Source organism: Sphingomonas spermidinifaciens, from assembly GCF_002351485.1.
GTDB classification, from domain to species: Bacteria; Pseudomonadota; Alphaproteobacteria; order Sphingomonadales; family Sphingomonadaceae; genus Sphingomonas; species Sphingomonas spermidinifaciens.
This window is the reverse complement of the sequence record NZ_NWMW01000001.1, coordinates 1,901,353-1,919,340: the sequence shown is the minus strand read 5'-3', so window position 1 is coordinate 1,919,340 and position 17,988 is coordinate 1,901,353. Positions and strand designations below refer to the sequence as shown.

The following is a 17,988-nucleotide window of genomic DNA, read 5'->3' as shown; positions in this document are numbered from 1 at the left end:
GGTGCAAAGTGACGCGCAATCAGCTTCGCGGCGCCGTGCGGCGATAGGAGAGGGCCTCGGCCACGTGCAGTCGGCCAACGCGCTCGGCGCCCGCCAGGTCGGCGATGGTGCGCGCGACGCGGAGCACGCGGGTATAGCCGCGCGCGGACATGCGAGTGGCCTCGGCGGCTTGCGCGAGCAGCATGCGGCCCGCCTCGTCGGGGGTCGAATGCGCATCGAGCAGCGGCCCCTCCGCCTCGGCATTGGTGCGCGCGGGGCTGCCCCCATATCGGTGGGTCTGGATCGCGCGCGCGGCGGCGACGCGGGCGGCGACCTCGGCCGATCCCTCCGAAGGCGGCGGCAGGACGAGGTCGGCGGCGGTGACCGGCGCGACCTCGACATGGAGGTCGATGCGATCGAGGAGGGGACCGGAAACCTTGGCCTGATAGTCCGCCGCGCATTTTGGCGCACGCGCACAGGCGAGCGCCGGGTCGCCGAGATGGCCGCAGCGGCACGGGTTCATCGCGGCGACGAGCTGGACGCGCGCGGGAAAGGTGACGTGGGCGTTGGCCCGCGCGACGCTCACCACGCCGCTTTCGAGCGGCTGGCGAAGCGAGTCGAGGACTGCGCGCTGAAACTCGGGCAGTTCGTCGAGGAACAGGACGCCAAGATGCGCCAGGCTGACCTCCCCGGGTTTGACCCGAAGGCCGCCGCCGGTAAGCGCCGCCATCGAGGCCGAGTGATGCGGGCTACGGAAGGGACGGGTGCGGGTCAGCCGACCGCCCGAAAGCGTGCCTGCGACCGACTGCACCATCGACACTTCCAGCGCCTCGGCCGCACCCAGCGGCGGGAGGATGCCGGGCAGGCACGCGGCCATCAGCGACTTGCCCGCGCCGGGCGGCCCCACGAACAAAAGGTTGTGGCCGCCCGCCGCGGCGATCTCGAGCGCGCGCTTGGCGGTTTCCTGCCCCTTGACCTGGCGCAGGTCGGGGCCGTGACCGGCTTCCTCGACCTCGCCAGGGCGCGGCGTCGGCAGCAGCGCTGAACCCTTCAGATGGTTGATGAGGCCGATCAGGTCGTCGGCGGCGATCACTTCGATCCCGCCGGCCCATGCCGCCTCCGCGCCTTGCGCCGAGGGACAGATCAGCCCCTTGCCGATCGCGCTGGCATGCATCGCCGCGAGCAGAACGCCGGGCGAGGGCGCAATGCGGCCATCGAGGCCGAGTTCGCCGACGACGACGTAATCGGCGAGTGTCTCGACATCGACCACGCCCATCGCACCCAAAAGCGCGAGCGCGACGGGCAGGTCGTAGTGCGAGCCCTCCTTGGGCAGGTCGGCGGGCGACAGGTTGACGGTGATCCGTTTGGGCGGCAGCGCGAGGCCGATCGCCGCCACCGCGCCGCGCACCCGCTCGCGACTCTCGCCCACCGCCTTGTCGGCGAGGCCCACCATGACGAAGGCGGGGACGCCCGCGACGAGATTGCACTGCACCTCGACCGCGCGTGCCTCGAGCCCCAGATACGCCACCGTCGATACGATCGCGACCAACGCCGCTTCCCCCCTTGCCCGACGACCCTTGTGGAAGAAGGATCGGGCTTCGACAAGCGCGGCGCGACCGGGCATGCGTCATTGACTCGCGCGATCGCCGCCAGTAAGGGCGCGGGCTTGACACGGCCGTCTTCGGGCGGCCCTTTTTCGTTATGCCAGGGAATGAGCGATGAAGCGGACTTTTCAGCCGAGCAATCTGGTGCGCGCGCGCCGGCACGGCTTCTTCGCGCGGATGGCGACGGCGGCGGGCCGCAAGGTGATCCGCGCGCGTCGTGCCCGCGGCCGCAAGAAGCTGAGCGCCTGATCCGACTGACCGAACGCCGCGACTATCTCGCGGCGAACGGCGGCAGGCGCGCGGCGATGCCGGGTTTCGTGCTGCAGGCGCGCGACCGGGGCGACGGCGATGTCGTCATGCGGATCGGCATCACCGTGTCGAAGAAAGTCGGCAACGCCGTCGTCCGCAACCGGATGAAGCGTCGGTTTCGTGCGCTCGCCCGCGAAGTGCTGCCGCAGAACGGGCTGGCCGGACACGACCATGTGCTGATCGGCCGCGCGGGGGGCATTGAGCGCCCCTATCCCGATCTCGTCCGCGAACTCGAAAAGGCGCTGCGCCGCGTGGCGCGCCCGTGATCGCCCGTGCGCTGATTCTGATGGCGCGGTTCTGGCAGGTCGGGCCGTCGCGCATCCTCCCGCCCTCGTGCCGATACGCGCCCTCCTGTTCGGCCTATGCAATCGAGGCACTTGACCGCTATGGCGCGCTGAAAGGCGGCTGGCTCGCGCTGCGGCGCATTGCCCGCTGCCATCCATGGGGCGGTTGCGGCCATGATCCGGTGCCCTGAGGCACGGGATACCAGTCCAGCCAACCCATTTTGGGAAGTCGTTCGGTGAAGGAAGACAGCAAGAATTTCGTCCTGTTCGCGGTGCTCGCGGCGCTGATCCTGTTCGGCTGGCCGGTCATCTCGGGCTACTTCTTTCCCACCGCCAATCCGCCAGTGACGAAGATCGAGGGTGGCCAGACAAAGGTCGTGCCCAACCCGGCTGCCGATCCGACGTCCGACGCGCCCGGTGCCCTTCGCGATCGCCGTATCGTGCTGGCCGAGACGCCGCGCGTGCGCATCGACACTCCAGCTTTGGCGGGCTCGATCAATCTCAAGGGCGCGCGGCTCGACGACCTCATTCTGAAGAGGTACGACGAGACGGTGGCGAAGAACTCGCCGCCCATTCACCTCCTGTCGCCCGCTGGCGCGGCGGGCGCCTATTTCGGCGGGTTCGGCTGGCAGGGCGACGGTGCCCCGGATGCGAACACCGTCTGGACGGCGACCGGCGACGTGCTCGGCCTCGGCCGACCGGTGACACTCCAGACGACCAATGCCGCGGGCCAGCGCTTCCAGATCAAGCTGTCGGTGGACGAGAACTATATGTTCACCGCCGAGCAGACGGTGGCGAATGGCGGCACGGCGCCGATCACGGTGCGCCCCTACACCTATGTCCAGCGCGCCGAGAAATCGCCCGATCCCGACCAGTGGACCGCGCGCGTCGGCCCGATGGTCGTCGTCGATGACGACGAGACCAATCTGGAATGGGACGAAGTGACGCAGGCGGGAAGCCGTTTCGCGACGACCAAGGGCTGGGCGGGCTTCACCGACCATTACTGGCTGACCGCGATCATTCCCGACCAGCGCACACCCGTCGACCTTACGATCCGTCGGAGCGCCGCGGGCCGCTTCGGTGCGGAGGCGCTGGCGCAGAATCCAACTATCGTGCAGCCGGGCAGGGCGGCGGTGCAGACGGTGCGCCTGTTCGCGGGCGCGAAGGAAGTGAAAGTGCTCGACGCCTATGCCGAGCAGCTCGGCATCCGCAACATCGACAACGCCATTTACTGGGGCTGGTTCAAGGTCCTCGAGAAGCCGATCTTCTATTATCTCGACTGGCTGTTCCGCCTCGTCGGCAATTTCGGCGTGGCGATCATGCTGCTCACGCTGACGATCCGGCTGCTCCTGTTCCCGATCGCGCAGAAGCAGTTCGCATCGATGGCGGGGATGCGCGCGCTTCAGCCCAAGATGAAGGCGCTGCAGGAGAAGTACAAGGAGGACAAGCCACGCCTCCAGCAGGAGATGATGCAGCTCTACAGGACCGAGAAGGTGAACCCGATGGCGGGCTGCCTTCCGATGCTGCTCCAGATCCCGGTCATGTTCGCACTCTACAAGGTGCTGATCCTGACGATCGAGATGCGGCATCAGCCGTTCGTCGGCTGGATTCGTGATCTGTCGGCGCCTGATCCGCTGACGCCGGTCAACCTGTTCGGCCTGTTGCCGTTCACCCCGCCCGCCTTCATCGCGATCGGCGTCGTGCCGATCCTGCTCGGCGTGTCGATGTGGCTCCAGTTCAAGCTCAACCCGCAACCCGCCGACGAGATGCAGAAGCAGGTGTTCGCGATCATGCCGTGGATGCTGATGTTCGTGATGGCGCCGTTCGCGGTGGGCCTTCAGGTGTACTGGATCACCTCGAACGTGCTGACGATGGCGCAGCAATGGTGGCTGTATCGCCAGCATCCCTCGATGAAGGTGGCGACCGCGAAGTGAACCCCGCCTTCGACGAGGATCTGACGGAGAGCGCGCGAAAGCTGTTCGCGGGGCCGGTTTCGTTCCTGAAATCGGCCCCCGAGCTGCGCTTCCTTCCCGATCCGGAAGTGCCCGAGGTGGCGTTCGCGGGTCGGTCGAATGTCGGCAAGTCGTCGCTGCTCAACGCGCTCACCAACCGCAGCACGCTGGCTCGTACCTCGAACACGCCGGGGCGGACGCAGGAATTGAACTTTTTCGACGTCGGCGAGCCCTTGTCGCTCCGCCTTGTCGATATGCCCGGCTATGGCTTTGCCAAGGCGCCCAAGGACATGGTTCGCAAGTGGCGCTATCTCGTGAACGACTATCTGCGCGGACGACAGGCGCTGAAGCGCGCGCTGGTGCTGATCGACAGCCGCCATGGCATCAAGGACGTCGATCGCGAGATCCTGAAGATGCTCGACGATGCAGCGGTCAGCTATCGCATCATCCTGACCAAGGCCGACAAGGTGAAGGCGACCGAGCTGGTCGACGTGCGCTCGCGGACCGAGGAGGAAGCGAGGAAGCGCCCCGCCGCGCATCCCGATATCCTCGCGACGTCGAGTGAAGGGGGCATGGGGATCGCCGAACTGCGCGCCGCGGTGCTCGAGGCAATCGGCTGACGGGAGGGGGCGGCGGCGCGCGAAGCGGTGGCGTTAATGTCGTGCGCCATGCTTGGAACGGTCAGGGCAAGGACTTTTAAGGGTCTGGTAGCAATGATCGGCGCACTGGTATCGCTGCCATGCGGTTGGTCACCGGTTCCTTGGAGCAGTCGTCGTGGCGGTCTGACGCTGTCGACGCAGAATGCACGGGAACGCGCAACATGGACGACCGGTTTTTCTCGATAGAACACGATATCACCCGGCGGCTGGCGCGGATTGAGCTGCGAGGCTTCTGGACCACCAGCACGATGGCAGCGTTCATGGCGGCTGCCGGCAAGGTACTTCAAAACGCCAAGGCGAAAGGCTTGTCACCGGGCGAGGGGCATATTCTGGTCTCGATCCTCGACCTGCCAGTCCAGGACAAGGCCCTGACCGATAGTCTCTCTCAGCTCATTCCGATGTTCGGTGCCCTTTCGAAGCGGGTCGCACTCGTCGCCCCGCCGTCATCGTTGATCCGGCTTCAGGCGAAACGGCTGGTCGGTGCCAACGCCTGCCTGTTCGATACCGAACAGGAAGCGCTCGACTGGCTCTACGCGGCCTGACATTAGTTTCAGTGCCAAGCGCCTGCCTGGCATCTTTTATGGTGCCGGCTGCAGGGATCGAACCCGCGACCCCCTGATTACAAATCAGGTGCTCTACCAACTGAGCTAAGCCGGCGCTCAGCGCTCTTTGCGTCAGGTGATTCCGAAGGTCCAGCCTTCGGTTGCGGCGATCTGCGGCGTCATGTCCCTCGGTGTCCATAGTTCGGGCCGGTGCGCGTCGCGGCGGAGCCAGGCGGCGGTGAGGATCGCGTCACTCTTGTGGTCATCGATCGGGCCGGTGCCACGGGTCGGCTCGCTGCCCAGCACGGTAAGCGCGGCGTCGAGTGCGGCGTGGTCGCGCATCTTGGCGCGGCCCTTGGGGCGACCCGCGACGACGGCAGCGAGGCTGGTGTAGATTTCCAGAACCACCGGCCCCGCCATCGGAAGCGTATCGAACGGCCAGATTGCGATCCTCGGGGGCAGGCGATGGAGTACGCGCATCCCCGTCAGGCTCGACTTGCCCACCTGCGCCGCGCCGACGAGGTTGAGGTTGCTATAGGGATTGAGCCCCTGCTCGCGCTGCCTGACCTCGGTCAGGCGGAGGCGGCCGCGGCCCGAGAAATGCTCGCCCTTGCGCCCGCCATGGCGGCGAAGGTGACGGGCGACCTCGGGATGATCGACGAAGCTGCTCGCTGAGAGATGCGGATCGTCTGCTGTGATGCCGTCGATCAGCGCCCAAAGCGCATGCGCGTCATGCGGGCTCTCGACCCAGCCGGGAAAGAAGGCGCCCATATCGGCAAAGGGCAGCGAAGCGCCAAGGTCGAGGCCGACGATCGCATCGTCTGGCGATTCGCTCGAAAGCCAGTCGAGCACCTCCATCCTTGACCAGACATGGCCGGGCCGGACGAGCGTCGGCACCGCCTTTCCCTGCGCGCAGATCGCCACGGCGATGCCTCGCTGCCGCTCGCCCGCGGCGCCCGACCAGTCGATCCCGACGAAATGGCCGAATCGATCAGGGGCGGGGACCAAAGGCGCTCCGCTCTACCCGCTTCGCCACGTCCCACCAGCGGCGCGCGATCAGTGCCTCGATCCGCTCGCGTTCGCCGCTGCCATATCGCACGAGCACGGCGGGCCAGCCGCGATAATGGTCGGTTTCCCAGAATGTGTCGGGATCGGTGTCGATCAGCATCGCCTTCTCCTCCGCTCCGATCATCATTACGAAGCTGTCGGGCTCGCGGCCCGGCGCGACGAGGGCCTTGCCGTTGTGCTTCGGCACCGGCGATCCGTAGTAGCTGTCCATGATGACGCCCGGCAGCGTGCGGGCGTGGGCGACGACCACGTCCCAATCCTCCATCACCGCGCCTCCAGCACGGCCTTGGTAAAAGCGGCGATGTTGAAGCTGTTGCCGGTCCCGTCCTCGCCCCGGCGGACGACGACGAGGCGGGCGGTTGGCACAACCATCACATATTGCCCGCGATTACCCTGTGCGGCGTAGCTGCCGGCGGGCAGGCCCTGCACTGGGCCGAACAACCACAGCGTCGCGCCGTAGCCGGGGCCGGTCCTCGGCTGCGGCCCAGCGGGGGTGGTCATCCGCTTCATCCACCCGGAGGGGAGCAGCCGCCGGCCCTGCCATACGCCGTCGTCGAGCCAGAATTGGCCAAGCCGGGCGAGATCGCGCGCGGTGGACCAGACCTGGCTCGACAGGATGTAATTGCCGCGCCAGTCCTGTTCGGCGACGGTGTGCGTCATGCCCAGCGCGCCGAAGAACTGCGGCGGCAGCGCCTGATACTGGCGTTCGCCCAGCCCCTCGCGCAGATGCCGGACGGCCAGCAATGTGTCGTTGTTGGCGTAGCGGAAGCGGCTGCCGGGCACGGCCTCCAGCGGCCAGCCGGTCGCCTGTTCCTCGACCGCAGTGCCGCCGAAATAGAGCGCGTCGGTGCGGTTGCCCGCGGTGTCGCTGTGCAAACCGCTTGCCATCCGCATCAGGTTGTCGAGGGTGATTGCGCGGCGTGGGTCGCCGGCGGCCTGCCATGCGGCGATGCTTGCGGGCCGGTCGGGATCGACGCTCCGGAAGCCGATCAGCGTGCCGGCGATGCTCTTGGCGACCGACCAGGTGCGGTTGGAGACGAACGGCCCCCAGCCCTCGGCGTAGCGCTCGCCCACGACCTTGCCGTCGCGGAGGATCACGACGCCGATCGTCTTCGCGTTCTTGCCGAAGTCGCCCTTGAAGGCGCGGTCGATCGCCGTCGCCAGCGCGGGCGAGTGGGCAGGGGCGATCCCGGCGTCACCCAGCGGCCATTGGCGCGGATCGGCGCCGTGCACCGGTGGCGGCGGGGTGCCGGTGGCGGGCGGGGTCCAGCCGATCGGCTCGCTGCGACACCCGCGGCCCGCCGCAAAGGTCGAGACACGCGGCGGCAGCTTGTCATCGAACGTGACGCTCACCCGTCCCCGCGCGCGGTCGATCGTCGCGGGCAAGCCGGCGATCAACGGCTGATATTCGGGATAGATGCCGGCGAGTTCATCGCGCTCAACCTGTGCCTGCGAACGGCCTGCGTTGAAGAGGCCGCTGCACAGCATCGCCGCCTTGTACCCCGCGGCGATCGCTTTGGCGTAGGGGGCGGGGGCCTCGCTGACCTGCTGCGCCGGCGCCGCCGCGCTAAGCGTCGCCAGTGCCGCGATGCTCAGTGCGGCGCGCGTCCCACCACGCCATGCGTTCGGAGATGCGCTTTTCATACCCGCGGTCGGTCGGCTCGTAATAGGTTTCGGCATCCATCTCCCCCGGCCAATAGTCGGCGCCTGAAAATCCGCCTTCGCGGTCATGGTCATAGGCATAGCCTGACCCATAGCCGATATCCTTCATCAGCCTTGTCGGCGCGTTGAGGATGTTGGCGGGCGGCATCAGCGATCCGGTGGCACGCGCCGACTTGAACGCCGCGCTCTGCGCCTTGTACGCCGCGTTCGATTTGGGAGCAGTGGCGAGATAGAGGCACGCCTGCACGATCGCGAGCTCGCCCTCGGGGCTACCAAGAAAGTCGTAGGCGTCCTTGGCAGCGAGGCACTGGGTAAGCGCCTGGGGATCGGCAAGGCCCACATCCTCACTGGCGAAGCGGACGAGGCGCCTGAGGACATAGAGCGGCTCCTCCCCCGCGGTCAGCATTCGCGCCAGATAGTAGAGCGCCGCCTGCGGGTCGGAACCGCGCAAGCTTTTGTGGAGCGCGGAGATGAGGTTGTAATGTCCCTCGCGGTCCTTGTCGTACACTGCCACGCGGCGGTGAAGCAGTGCCGACAGGCCGGCGGGGTCGAGCGTTTCGGTCAGATCGACCGCAAACAGCGTCTCGACCTGGTTGAGGAGGAAGCGCCCGTCGCCGTCCGCACTGGCGATCAACGCGGCGCGCGCTTCCGCCGTCAGCGGCAGAGTGCGTCCGACCTCGACCTCGGCCCGCGCGATCAGTTCGCCGAGCGCGGCGGCGTCGAGGCGGTGAAGGATCAGCACCTGCGCGCGGCTGAGCAATGCGGCGTTGAGCTCGAACGACGGGTTTTCGGTCGTCGCGCCCACCAGCGTGACGGTACCGTCCTCGACATAGGGCAAAAAGCCGTCCTGCTGCGCGCGATTGAAGCGGTGGATCTCGTCGACGAACAGCAGGGTGCGACGACCGGCGCGCGCATGCTCGCGCGCCTCGGCAAACACCTTTTTGAGGTCGGCGACGCCGGAAAACACGGCGGAAATCTGCGCATAGGCAAGGCCGACCGCGTCGGCGAGCAGCCGCGCGATCGTCGTCTTGCCCGTGCCGGGCGGTCCCCAGAGGATGATGGAGGAGAGCCGGCCCGCCGCGACCATCCGCCCGATCGCGCCCTCCGGCCCGGTCAGGTGGTCCTGCCCGACCACCTCTCTCAGATCGCGCGGACGCAGGCGGTCGGCGAGCGGCGTCTCGACGGCGGCGGGCGGGGTCGGCGGGGCGAGGTCCCCGAAAAGATCGGCCATTCCGCGAACATAGCGAGTCCGGGCGAAATTTTCAGCGGGGCTTGCGCAACCGCTATCAAGATATATCTTGAGCGCTTCAAGAATCATTTAGGAACGACAATGTTCGGACGACATCATCATCGGGGCAGCGGCCATGGCCGCTTCGCCGTGCGCGGCGGGCGGCACTTCGGGCCGTTCACCGTCGAATTCGACATGGGCGAGGGGCCGCGTCGCGGCGGCGGGCGGCGGCGCTTCGACGGCGACGAGCTGCGACTCATCCTCCTGAAGCTGATCGCCGAGGCGCCGCGCCACGGCTACGACCTCATCCGCGAGATCGAGGCGCGGACGGGCGGCGCCTATGCTCCCAGCCCCGGCGTCGTCTATCCGACGCTGACATTGCTCGACGAGATGGGGCTGATCGCCCAGCAGGCGAGCGAGGGTGCGAAGAAGCTGTTTGCGGTGACGGCGGAGGGCGAGGCGCTTCTGGCCGCGCAGGCCGAGCAGGTCGAGGCGCTGATGGCACGGCTGGCCGACCTGTCCGACGCACGCGCGCGCGGCGAGGGCGGGCCGGTCAGGCGGGCGATGCACAATCTGAAGGCCGCGGTGATTGGCCGCGTCGCACAGGGCGCGGAGATCGAGACGCTGCATGCGATCACCGACATCCTCGACGACGCGGCGCGCCGCATCGAGCGGCTTTGAGGGACGAGCCCATGACCTATGTGACCACCACCGACGTGCCGACCGCGAGCGGCGCCAAGTATCTCCAGCAGCTCTGCAAGCACTGGAGCCACAACCTCGCCGTCGAGTTCGACGACAGCCACGGTCGAGTTGTCTTTCCCAGGGATGCGCGCGGGGCCGAATGGCCTGGCGATGCGGTCGTCACCTTTGATGCGGCTCCAGAGGCACTGACGATCCGCATCGGGGCAAGCGCCGACGGCCAGCGGCAGGGCTTGAAGGGCGCAGTCGAACGCCACCTCGACCGCTTCGCCTTTCGCGAGGCGCCGCTGGCATATGATTGGCGCGACAGCTGAACGAAAAAGGAGCGCGATCCCCGATCAAGTCCGGGGTGAAGAAGAGGTTAGCGACCTCGTTCCGTCATGAGCTCCAGATATGCATCCAAGACCGCCTGGTTCGCGCTGTCCCACACGTACTTCTGCGCCGCCAGGTGCCCCGCAGCGCCTGCCGCGCGGCGAAGACCCTCGTCCTCGACCAGCCGCTGGATCGCATCGGCATAGGCGGCGATGTCGGTCGGGGGCACGAGAAAGCCCGTGACGCCTTCCTCGACAAGGTCGATGGCGCCGGTCGCGCGTGCGGCCACGACGGGGACGCCGGCGGCCATCGCCTCGGTCGTGACGTTGCCGAATGTCTCGGTGACGCTCGGCATGAAGAACACGTCCATCCCCGCGACCGCGCGGCCGAGATCGTCGCCCGACTGGAAGCCGGTGAAGACCGCATCCGGCACGCGCTCCGCAAACCACCCGCGCGCCGGCCCCTCGCCGATCACCAGCACCTTGTGCGGCACGCCGCGCCGACGGAGTTCGCCAACCACCTCGGCGAAGATGCCAAGCCCCTTTTCGAGCACCAGCCGGCCAAGGAAGCCCACAGCGACCTCACCGTCGCCGATTCCCAACGAGCGCCGCCACGCATCGTCGCGGCGGCCGGGATTGAAGCGGTGGTGATCGATCCCGCGCGACCAGATCCCGATCGGGCTGGTCACGCCCCACTCGCGCAGCAAGCTCGCCATGCCCGGGCTCGGCACCAACACGCGATCCGCGCGATTGTAGAAGCGGGTAGAGAGTGTGACCGCCAGCGGCTCGAGGAATCCGATGCCGTAATAGCGTGGATAGGTCTCGAACCGGGTATGCAGCGACGCCAGCGTCGGGATGCCCTGTCGCTTCGCCCAGGTCAGCATCCGGTGTCCGGTCCAGTCGGGCGCGGAGACATGGACGATATCCGGCCGATAGGCGGCGAGATCGGCGCGCACCGCGGCGGGCAGGCCGCGCCCCAGCTTGTACTCGCCGCGCCCAGCGGGCAGCGGCACCGCTGGCACGTCTACCAGCTCGCCCGTCGCGGGGAAGGCGGGGTTCGCCACCGTCGGCGAATAGGCGCGATAGGTCACGCCCTTTGAAAGCAGAAACGCCGCCAGCCGGTTGAGCGCCTGATTGGCGCCATCCCGGACATAATTATAGTTGCCGCTATAGAGCGCGATCCGAAGGTTTTCAGGCTGCATCGCGCGCTCGCTTAGACCGGATACGGACCTTTGGCCATTGGAACGAAGCAACCGAAAACAGGTTAGCTTTGCAACTCACGCCATTGGAGCAGCCGAATGTCGAATGCCTTTCGCAAGGGTCAGACGGTAAAGTGGGAATGGGGCAAGGGCACCGCCAAGGGCAAGGTCGCTGACAAGTTCACGCGCCGCGTCCAGCGCACGATCAAGGGATCGAAGGTCGTCAAGAACGGGACCGAGGATAATCCAGCCTATCTGGTCGAGCAGGATGACGGCGATCAGGTGCTCAAGCGCGGCAGCGAGCTGAGCGCGGGCTGATCGGGCTCGATTGCGTCGACCGCCCAGGCGAGCGCCGCCTCGCGCGTGGAAACGATCCGCACGATCCGGAAGGGCAGCTCGCGCTGGATCTGCAGGCGGTGAAGCGCACTTCGGGTGACAACGGCGATTCGGCTCGCCCGCGGAAAGTCGGCGAAGGTCGTCCGGAACTGTAGCAGCGCCTCCTGCGGCTGGACGCCCGTCGCCGCCATGTCGATGACCACGCGATAGCCCGCTTCGAACCCGTGAGCGGCGAAATCGGCGCGCAGTGCCGCATCATATGCGGCAATCGAAGCGGCATCGAACAGGCCGCGCCATTCGATGTCGAGCAGATTCGCGGGTTTGTCGAAACAATAGCGGTACACGAACAGCCCCTCAGCAGCCCGGCAACGTCTAGCGCGGTCGCGGTTGCGGGACAGTTAAGCGGCATCTATTCCCCTTTCGTTCCGCGCCTGCTAAGCCGCCGCCATGGCCAAACCCCGCAAGCGCTATGTCTGTCAGGCCTGTGGCAGCGCGACGTCGCAATGGGCGGGGCAATGCACCGATTGCGGCGAGTGGAACACGCTGGTCGAGGAGGCGCCGGTCGCGGTCACACCCTTCCAGCAGAAGCACAATCTCCAGTCGGGCGGGCGCGCGATCCTGCTCTCGGGGCTCGATACCGACGTGGCGCTGCCCGACCGGATGGCGACGGGGATTGCCGAGCTCGACCGGGCGCTGGGCGGCGGCTTTGTCGAGGGGTCGGCGACATTGATCGGCGGCGATCCCGGGATCGGCAAGTCGACCTTGCTGCTGCAAGCCACCGCCAAGCTGGCACTCGCGGGCAAGCGGGTCGCCTATGTCTCGGGCGAGGAGGCGGCGGACCAGGTGCGGCTGCGTGCGCGCCGCCTCGGCCTGGGCAACGCGCCCGTGCAGCTCGCCGCGGCGACGTCGGTACGCGATATCCTGACGACGCTGGGCGGCGCGAACCCGCCCGACCTGCTCGTGATTGATTCGATCCAGACGATGCATTCCGACCTGATCGAGGGCGCCCCCGGCACCGTCAGCCAGGTGCGCGCGGCCGCGGGGGAACTGATCCGCTTCGCCAAGGAGCGGGGGACCGCCGTGGTGCTGGTCGGCCATGTCACCAAGGACGGTAGCCTCGCTGGCCCGCGGGTGATGGAGCATATGGTCGATACCGTGCTCGCCTTCGAGGGCGAGCGCAGCCACCAATATCGCATCCTCCGCGCGATCAAGAACCGTTTCGGTGGCACTGACGAGATCGGCGTCTTCGCGATGGAAACGCAGGGGTTGAGCGAGATCGCCAACCCCTCCAGCCTGTTCCTGACCAGCCGGGACGAGGGGGTGACGGGCACCGTCGTCTTCCCTGCGCTGGAGGGCACGCGGCCGGTGCTGGTCGAGGTGCAGGCGCTGACCGTGCGACTGGCGAGCGGGGCCACCCCGCGGCGCGCGGTGGTGGGCTGGGACAGCGGGCGACTGTCGATGATCCTCGCGGTGCTCGAGGCGCGGTGCGGCCTCAGCTTCTCCTCGGCCGAGGTCTATCTCAACATCGCCGGCGGTTATCGCGTGTCCGATCCGGCGGCGGACCTCGCCGTTGCGGCGGCGCTCGTCTCGGCGCTCAGCGAGCGCGCCGTGCCCATCGACGCCGTGGCCTTTGGCGAGATCGCGCTGTCGGGCGAGGTGCGGCCGGTCGCGCATGCCAATCTGCGGCTGAAGGAAGCGGCCAAGCTCGGCTTCGGGCGGGCGCTGGCGGCGACGGCGCCGGGCGTGGACGAGGCCGGCATGCGGCTCCAGTCGTTCCGGACGCTGGGAACGTTCGTCGAGCATCTGCTGGGGCGGTGATTTTCTTCGTCATCGCGGATCAAGTCCGCGATGACGAAGGAGTATCGGGTCAGCGGCAAGCCCGCCAGCCGCTTGTCCCTCGCTCCGCCTGGTCGAGGTGGAAGTGGTCGGCGTGCGCCGCGTTATAGTCCGGCGACAGCACCGTCGCGAACAGGTCGCACCCGCCGTCGCGCACCTCGCGCAGGAACGCGCCCTTCGCGCCCGCGTCCTTCCAGTCGCCGAGCACGGTGATGCGCGTGCCGTCGGACAGGCGGAAGCCGGCCACGTCCACCGCGTCGGCGGTCGCGTGCTCCGAATAGTCGCCGGTGTCGCGGCCATACATGCGCCGGCAGTTATAGCTGCCGAGATGGTCGATGCGCCGGACCTTGGCTCCGAAATGCTTCTGCGCGGCGGGCTGCACCACATTCCACTCCCACATCGCCAGCGCGGCCGCGACCGGACAGGAGACGCCGAGATCGGCCGGCGAGAAGGCGATGCCGCGCGCGCCGCCCGCGGCGAACCGCACGCCGTCGCGATAGCCGCACGACGGCCCGGCATCGACCGGCGCAAGCGCGGTGTAGCGGACGCCCGCCCTGGCCAGCAGCCGCCGGCACTCGGCGAAATCCTGCGTCAGGCCGGTGAGCTTGCGCCCGGTGAACAGGCCCACGGGCTGGGCGAGGTCGAGCGGAGTCCAGGGAAGGTCCTGCGGCCGGCTCTTCATCCAGGCATAGACTGCGAAGGCCGCCGCAAGGATCAGCCCCGCGATCATCACCGCACTGACGATGCGCCGAATCTCGCTCATGCGCGCTTCGCCGACGTCATCGGCTCGGCGGTGACGGGGTAGCCGAGATCGGCGGGGATGCAGAGATGCTCGACGCCGCCGCGATCCTCGACGAAGGGCACGATCGTCCGCACCGGCCGCGCGCGCGCATCGGCGAACGCGGCATCCACGCTGGCATAGGTCGCGAGTCGCTCCAGATTGCGACGGGTCGGGAAGATCACGTGCTCGTCGCCCGCCAGCACCTCGGCGGGGCGGGTCCAGAAGGCGCGGACATTCTCCTCGCCATCGGCCACCGGCTCGCCGTCGCCGCTTGCGAGGTAGAAGCGCGTGTCGAAGATACGATGCGAGAGCCCCAGCGGGAGCCAGCGGGCGAAGGGCACGAGCGCGTCGAGCCTGAAGGCATCGGCAGGCAACAGCGACTCCGCCGGCTCGCCCGCCAGCAGCGCCTCGCGATGCGTTGCCAGCGGCGGATCGATGCCGATGGCGAGGCCTACTTCCTCGATCGTCTCGCGGATCGCCGCCACCCGCGCGGCGGTGTCGTCGGGCTCGCCGCCGATCGCGCGGGCGATGGCATGGTCGCCGGCATCGACCCGGCCGCCCGGAAACACGAGCGCGCCGCCGGCAAAGGCGAGCATCCGTCCGCGCTCGACCATCAGCACCTCGGGGCCGCCGAGCCGGTCGCGGAGGATGACGAGCGTGGCGGCGGGAATCGGTTCGCTCACCAGAAGCGCGATCCGGGGCCGCCCTTGAACGGTCCGGCGAGGTCGGCGGTCACCCAGCCGCCATAGAAACCGCCCGGCTGCGCCACCGCGCGCTCGCCATCGACCAGGCAGGTGTCAAAGAGGTGCGGGTAAAAAGCGAAGTGGCCGGCGATCGAGGCGAAGGCGGGCGTCGGCGCGGGATAGCTCCAGGCGCCCTCGCCGATCGTCTCGTCCCCCACGCGAATATTGAAATAGCGCGCCTGTCCCTTCCATTCGCACAGGCTGCGGTGCGGGGTGGGGATGAAGAGGTCGGTCGCGACGTCCTCGGGCGGGAAATAGTAGCTTGGCGGGTGACTGGTTTCGAGCGTGCGAATGCCGCGGCGGGTGTCGGCGATCGTGACCCCGCGATGGCGGACGATCAGGTGCCGCGGCGTCGGCTCGGCGATGGCGGGGCGCGGATAGTCCCAGACGCTTTCCTGCCCGGGCAATGCCTTGTCGGGTATCGGCTTCATGCCAGCCACCGCTGGAGCCGGGGGCGGACGGTGAGGAAGCGGTCGTAGAGCCGGTCGAGCAGCTTCAGGACCATAGGGCTGCGCGCGGCGAGCCCGAACGGGCGCAGGAGCGGGATCGCGCGCCACATCGCGGCGAAGGCGGCCGCACCGGACAGCAGCCGCCCGTCCTCGACCGCATGGAAACGCGCGAGCGCCGCGCGGCGGTCGATCGGGCAGGTGGCGGCAGGGTCGGCCACATCGACGAACGCGATCGCGCCGCGCCGGTCGAGCCGCCGCATGAGCGCGATCTCGCGTGCGCAAAGCGGACAGGCGCCATCGTGGAAGACGGTGAGTTCGGACATGGACTGAAGGTGGCGACCGGCAGCGAGCGGCGCAAGCACGGGCGAAAGGTGGGTATTCTTCTTCGCGTCATCCCGGATCCAAGTCCGCGATGACGCGGGTTGAAAGGATCAGGCCGCCCGACCCATCTTCAGGAACTTCTCGCGCCGAGCCTTCCGAAGTGCGTCAGGTGACTTGTCGTCGAGCGCCGCCAGCGCCGCCTCGATCGCGTCGCCGAGCGACAGGATCGCCGCGGCCGAGTCGCGGTGGGCGCCGCCCAGGGGCTCGGGCACGACGCGGTCGATGACGCCCAGTGAGATGAGGTCCTGCGCCGTCACCTTCATCGCTTCGGCCGCGTCGGCGGCGCGGTCGGCGGTGCGCCACAGGATCGAAGCGCAACCCTCGGGCGAGATCACCGAATAGACCGCATGCTCCATCATGAGGACGGTGTTGCCGGCGGCGAGCGCCACCGCACCGCCGGAGCCACCCTCGCCCAGGATCGAGGCGACGAGCGGGACGCCGAGATTGAGGCACGCCTCGGTCGCGCGGGCGATCGCCTCGGCCTGGCCGCGCTCCTCGGCCTGCACGCCGGGGAAGGCGCCGGAGGTGTCGACCAGGGTGATGACGGGCAGACCGAAACGGTCGGCGAGCTGCATCAGGCGGATCGCCTTGCGATAGCCTTCGGGCTTGCCCATGCCGAAATTGTGGCGGAGGCGGCTGGCGGTGTCGTCGCCCTTTTCGTGGCCGATCACCATCACCCGCCGACCGCGGAACCGGCCGAGCCCGCCGATGATCGCCTGATCGTCGGCAAAGGCGCGGTCGCCGCCCAGCGGCATGAAATCCTCGATCAGCGCGGCGACATAATGGGTGAAGTGCGGCCGCTCGGGATGGCGCGCGACCTGCGTCTTCTGCCAGGGCGTGAGCCGGGCATAGGTCTCGCGCAGCAGCTTGTCCGACTTGGCCTGAATGCGCGCGACCTCGGCGTCGATATCGACCTCGCCCTCGGCCGCGGTGTCGCGCAATTCGTCGATCCGGCCCTGAAGCTCGGCGATCGGTTTTTCGAAGTCCAGAAAGCTTGCCATTCGACCCGCGCGGTTAGGCGCTGGGCACGGGATCGTCAACTTGGGCCGGGTAGAAGCTCGGCGAGGGGGTGTCGCGCATTGACCAGCTCGACCAGACGGCGGCTGTCGACATGGGTGTAGATCTCGGTCGTCGCGATATCGGCATGGCCGAGCATCGCCTGCAGCGCGCGAAGGTCCGCGCCGCCCTCGAGCAGATGGGTCGCGAAGGCGTGGCGCAGGACGTGCGGGCTGACGCGGTCGGGGGCGATGCCGGCGACCGCGGCGAGTGCCTTGACCAGCTGGTAGAGGCGGACGCGCGACAGATGCCCCTTGCCCGACGGGAAGAGCCAGGCGGCATCGGCGGAGACATGCGCGCGCCACGCGGCGACGGCAGCGCGGGCTCGATCGGAGATGGGGACGAGGCGCTCGCGCCCGCCCTTGCCCTTGAGGATCAGGAATGGCCGGTCGGGATGCACCGCGCCGCGCGGCAGCGAGACGAGCTCGGTCGCGCGCAGGCCCGAGCCGTAGAGCAGCTCGATCAGCGCCGAGAGGCGCAGGTCGAGCGGGTCGGGCGGAACGCGGCCGATACGATCCTCGATCGCGGCGAACAGGCGATTGACCTCGGCAGCGCTCAATATCTTGGGCAGCGGCCGGCGGGTGCCGGGGCGCGGGAGCGCGTCGGAGGGGTCGTCGGCGCGCAGCCCCTCGTCGAGGAGGAAGGCGAAGAAGCGCCGGAGCGCCGCCGCCTTGCGCGCGACCGTCGCCGGCGCGAGCGCGTCCCAGCCGTCGGCGAGGCGCGAAAGCGCGGCGGCATCGGCCTCACCCAGCGCGCCGCCGAGCGCTTCGGAGGCGAGGCGAAGGTCGGTGCCATAAGCCGCAAGGGTGTTGCGCGCCGCCCCGCGCTCGGCCGCGAGCATTTCAAGGAAGCGGTCGACAAGCACGGGGTCGTTCATGGCGCGACTAGTCCGTCCCTTCGCGGGAGAGGA

At 68.4% G+C, this 17,988-nt stretch carries 23 protein-coding genes and 1 tRNA gene; 10 read left to right on the top strand and 14 right to left on the bottom strand.

Going from position 1 to position 17,988, the window contains the following annotated elements; genetic code table 11:
• Positions 1-19: 19 nt before the first annotated feature.
• Positions 20-1,528, bottom strand: a complete 1,509-nt coding sequence (locus COC42_RS09145) for a YifB family Mg chelatase-like AAA ATPase (RefSeq protein WP_096342812.1) — start codon at positions 1,526-1,528, stop codon at positions 20-22.
• Between the two features lie 169 nt (positions 1,529-1,697).
• Between COC42_RS09145 and rpmH the strand changes: the two genes are divergently transcribed.
• The 6 genes from rpmH to COC42_RS09115 all read left to right on the top strand — a co-directional run bounded on the left by rpmH (position 1,698) and on the right by COC42_RS09115 (position 5,329).
• Positions 1,698-1,832: a 50S ribosomal protein L34 gene (gene rpmH, locus COC42_RS09140; protein ID WP_096343204.1), complete on the top strand. Its 135-nt coding sequence runs from the start codon at positions 1,698-1,700 to the stop codon at positions 1,830-1,832.
• The gene (rnpA, locus tag COC42_RS09135; protein ID WP_342747303.1) at positions 1,829-2,158 is read left to right on the top strand and encodes a ribonuclease P protein component; all 330 of its coding nucleotides are present in this window, start codon (positions 1,829-1,831) and stop codon (positions 2,156-2,158) included. Before rpmH ends, rnpA begins: the two co-directional genes overlap by 4 nt.
• Positions 2,155-2,367 carry a membrane protein insertion efficiency factor YidD gene (gene yidD, locus COC42_RS09130; protein ID WP_096342811.1) on the top strand — a complete coding sequence of 71 codons (213 nt, stop codon included), beginning with the start codon at positions 2,155-2,157 and terminating at the stop codon, positions 2,365-2,367. The genes rnpA and yidD overlap by 4 nt, the downstream gene beginning before the upstream one ends.
• 45 nt (positions 2,368-2,412) lie before the next feature.
• Entirely contained in the window at positions 2,413-4,110 is a 1,698-nt protein-coding gene (gene yidC / locus COC42_RS09125; RefSeq protein WP_096342810.1) for a membrane protein insertase YidC, read from the top strand.
• Positions 4,059-4,748: a ribosome biogenesis GTP-binding protein YihA/YsxC gene (gene yihA, locus COC42_RS09120; RefSeq protein ID WP_096342809.1), complete on the top strand. Its 690-nt coding sequence runs from the start codon at positions 4,059-4,061 to the stop codon at positions 4,746-4,748. Before yidC ends, yihA begins: the two co-directional genes overlap by 52 nt.
• 200 nt (positions 4,749-4,948) lie before the next feature.
• Positions 4,949-5,329 carry a hypothetical protein gene (locus COC42_RS09115; protein WP_141395821.1) on the top strand — a complete coding sequence of 127 codons (381 nt, stop codon included), beginning with the start codon at positions 4,949-4,951 and terminating at the stop codon, positions 5,327-5,329.
• Positions 5,330-5,368: 39 nt separating this feature from the next.
• On the opposite strand, the gene COC42_RS09110 is transcribed toward COC42_RS09115, so the two are convergent.
• The 5 genes from COC42_RS09110 to COC42_RS09090 form a co-directional block, all read right to left on the bottom strand.
• Positions 5,369-5,444: transfer RNA gene (locus COC42_RS09110), tRNA-Thr, on the bottom strand.
• A 17-nt stretch (positions 5,445-5,461) separates the two neighbouring features.
• Complete coding sequence (locus COC42_RS09105; RefSeq protein ID WP_096342807.1) at positions 5,462-6,337, bottom strand: hypothetical protein; 876 nt, start codon at positions 6,335-6,337, stop codon at positions 5,462-5,464.
• Positions 6,321-6,662, bottom strand: a complete 342-nt coding sequence (locus COC42_RS09100; protein ID WP_096342806.1) for a hypothetical protein — start codon at positions 6,660-6,662, stop codon at positions 6,321-6,323. Before COC42_RS09100 ends, COC42_RS09105 begins: the two co-directional genes overlap by 17 nt.
• Complete coding sequence (locus COC42_RS09095) at positions 6,662-8,041, bottom strand: serine hydrolase domain-containing protein (protein WP_096342805.1); 1,380 nt, start codon at positions 8,039-8,041, stop codon at positions 6,662-6,664. Before COC42_RS09095 ends, COC42_RS09100 begins: the two co-directional genes overlap by 1 nt.
• Positions 7,965-9,290 (bottom strand): replication-associated recombination protein A, encoded by a 1,326-nt coding sequence (locus tag COC42_RS09090; RefSeq protein ID WP_096342804.1) that lies wholly within the window; start codon positions 9,288-9,290, stop codon positions 7,965-7,967. The genes COC42_RS09095 and COC42_RS09090 overlap by 77 nt, the downstream gene beginning before the upstream one ends.
• A gap of 99 nt (positions 9,291-9,389) precedes the next feature.
• Between COC42_RS09090 and COC42_RS09085 the strand changes: the two genes are divergently transcribed.
• Positions 9,390-9,968, top strand: coding sequence for a PadR family transcriptional regulator (locus tag COC42_RS09085; RefSeq protein WP_096342803.1), 579 nt, complete (start codon positions 9,390-9,392; stop codon positions 9,966-9,968).
• Between the two features lie 11 nt (positions 9,969-9,979).
• Complete coding sequence (locus tag COC42_RS09080) at positions 9,980-10,300, top strand: DUF2218 domain-containing protein (protein WP_096342802.1); 321 nt, start codon at positions 9,980-9,982, stop codon at positions 10,298-10,300.
• 47 nt (positions 10,301-10,347) lie between these two features.
• Here the strand turns inward: COC42_RS09080 and COC42_RS09075 are convergent, their stop codons facing one another.
• Positions 10,348-11,499: a glycosyltransferase family 4 protein gene (locus tag COC42_RS09075; RefSeq protein WP_096342801.1), complete on the bottom strand. Its 1,152-nt coding sequence runs from the start codon at positions 11,497-11,499 to the stop codon at positions 10,348-10,350.
• A 96-nt stretch (positions 11,500-11,595) separates the two neighbouring features.
• Here COC42_RS09075 and COC42_RS09070 point away from each other — a divergent pair, with 96 nt between their 5' ends.
• A complete protein-coding gene (locus COC42_RS09070) occupies positions 11,596-11,814 on the top strand; it encodes a hypervirulence associated TUDOR domain-containing protein (RefSeq protein ID WP_096342800.1) in 219 nt (72 codons plus the stop codon).
• On the opposite strand, the gene COC42_RS09065 is transcribed toward COC42_RS09070, so the two are convergent.
• The gene (locus tag COC42_RS09065) at positions 11,775-12,176 is read right to left on the bottom strand and encodes a hypothetical protein (RefSeq protein ID WP_096342799.1); all 402 of its coding nucleotides are present in this window, start codon (positions 12,174-12,176) and stop codon (positions 11,775-11,777) included. The genes COC42_RS09070 and COC42_RS09065 overlap by 40 nt on opposite strands.
• Positions 12,177-12,279: 103 nt before the next feature.
• Here COC42_RS09065 and radA point away from each other — a divergent pair, with 103 nt between their 5' ends.
• Complete coding sequence (radA, locus tag COC42_RS09060; protein WP_096342798.1) at positions 12,280-13,650, top strand: DNA repair protein RadA; 1,371 nt, start codon at positions 12,280-12,282, stop codon at positions 13,648-13,650.
• Between the two features lie 49 nt (positions 13,651-13,699).
• Here radA and COC42_RS09055 read toward each other — a convergent pair whose 3' ends face one another.
• The 6 genes from COC42_RS09055 to COC42_RS09030 form a co-directional block, all read right to left on the bottom strand.
• Positions 13,700-14,398: an extensin-like domain-containing protein gene (locus tag COC42_RS09055; RefSeq protein WP_245844018.1), complete on the bottom strand. Its 699-nt coding sequence runs from the start codon at positions 14,396-14,398 to the stop codon at positions 13,700-13,702.
• A gap of 29 nt (positions 14,399-14,427) precedes the next feature.
• The gene (locus COC42_RS09050) at positions 14,428-15,132 is read right to left on the bottom strand and encodes an NUDIX hydrolase (RefSeq protein WP_176484600.1); all 705 of its coding nucleotides are present in this window, start codon (positions 15,130-15,132) and stop codon (positions 14,428-14,430) included.
• Positions 15,129-15,623: a DUF427 domain-containing protein gene (locus tag COC42_RS09045; protein WP_096342795.1), complete on the bottom strand. Its 495-nt coding sequence runs from the start codon at positions 15,621-15,623 to the stop codon at positions 15,129-15,131. The genes COC42_RS09050 and COC42_RS09045 overlap by 4 nt, the downstream gene beginning before the upstream one ends.
• Positions 15,620-15,964, bottom strand: coding sequence for a thiol-disulfide oxidoreductase DCC family protein (locus tag COC42_RS09040; RefSeq protein ID WP_096342794.1), 345 nt, complete (start codon positions 15,962-15,964; stop codon positions 15,620-15,622). The genes COC42_RS09045 and COC42_RS09040 overlap by 4 nt, the downstream gene beginning before the upstream one ends.
• A gap of 108 nt (positions 15,965-16,072) precedes the next feature.
• Entirely contained in the window at positions 16,073-17,023 is a 951-nt protein-coding gene (locus COC42_RS09035) for an acetyl-CoA carboxylase carboxyltransferase subunit alpha (RefSeq protein WP_096342793.1), read from the bottom strand.
• Between the two features lie 35 nt (positions 17,024-17,058).
• Positions 17,059-17,955 carry a tyrosine recombinase gene (locus COC42_RS09030; protein ID WP_096342792.1) on the bottom strand — a complete coding sequence of 299 codons (897 nt, stop codon included), beginning with the start codon at positions 17,953-17,955 and terminating at the stop codon, positions 17,059-17,061.
• Positions 17,956-17,988 lie beyond the last annotated feature (33 nt).

Coding starts and splice junctions, on each gene's coding strand:
- COC42_RS09075 (WP_096342801.1), bottom strand. CDS start 11,499: ATGCAGCCTGAAAACCTTCGGATCGCGCTCTATAGCGGCAACTATAAT.
- COC42_RS09045 (WP_096342795.1), bottom strand. CDS start 15,623: ATGAAGCCGATACCCGACAAGGCATTGCCCGGGCAGGAAAGCGTCTGG.
- COC42_RS09040 (WP_096342794.1), bottom strand. CDS start 15,964: ATGTCCGAACTCACCGTCTTCCACGATGGCGCCTGTCCGCTTTGCGCA.
- COC42_RS09030 (WP_096342792.1), bottom strand. CDS start 17,955: ATGAACGACCCCGTGCTTGTCGACCGCTTCCTTGAAATGCTCGCGGCC.
- COC42_RS09070 (WP_096342800.1), top strand. CDS start 11,596: ATGTCGAATGCCTTTCGCAAGGGTCAGACGGTAAAGTGGGAATGGGGC.
- COC42_RS09035 (WP_096342793.1), bottom strand. CDS start 17,023: ATGGCAAGCTTTCTGGACTTCGAAAAACCGATCGCCGAGCTTCAGGGC.
- COC42_RS09095 (WP_096342805.1), bottom strand. CDS start 8,041: ATGAAAAGCGCATCTCCGAACGCATGGCGTGGTGGGACGCGCGCCGCA.
- COC42_RS09085 (WP_096342803.1), top strand. CDS start 9,390: ATGTTCGGACGACATCATCATCGGGGCAGCGGCCATGGCCGCTTCGCC.
- radA (WP_096342798.1), top strand. CDS start 12,280: ATGGCCAAACCCCGCAAGCGCTATGTCTGTCAGGCCTGTGGCAGCGCG.
- rpmH (WP_096343204.1), top strand. CDS start 1,698: ATGAAGCGGACTTTTCAGCCGAGCAATCTGGTGCGCGCGCGCCGGCAC.
- COC42_RS09080 (WP_096342802.1), top strand. CDS start 9,980: ATGACCTATGTGACCACCACCGACGTGCCGACCGCGAGCGGCGCCAAG.
- COC42_RS09115 (WP_141395821.1), top strand. CDS start 4,949: ATGGACGACCGGTTTTTCTCGATAGAACACGATATCACCCGGCGGCTG.
- COC42_RS09090 (WP_096342804.1), bottom strand. CDS start 9,290: ATGGCCGATCTTTTCGGGGACCTCGCCCCGCCGACCCCGCCCGCCGCC.
- COC42_RS09100 (WP_096342806.1), bottom strand. CDS start 6,662: ATGGAGGATTGGGACGTGGTCGTCGCCCACGCCCGCACGCTGCCGGGC.
- COC42_RS09055 (WP_245844018.1), bottom strand. CDS start 14,398: ATGATCGCGGGGCTGATCCTTGCGGCGGCCTTCGCAGTCTATGCCTGG.
- yihA (WP_096342809.1), top strand. CDS start 4,059: ATGGTGGCTGTATCGCCAGCATCCCTCGATGAAGGTGGCGACCGCGAA.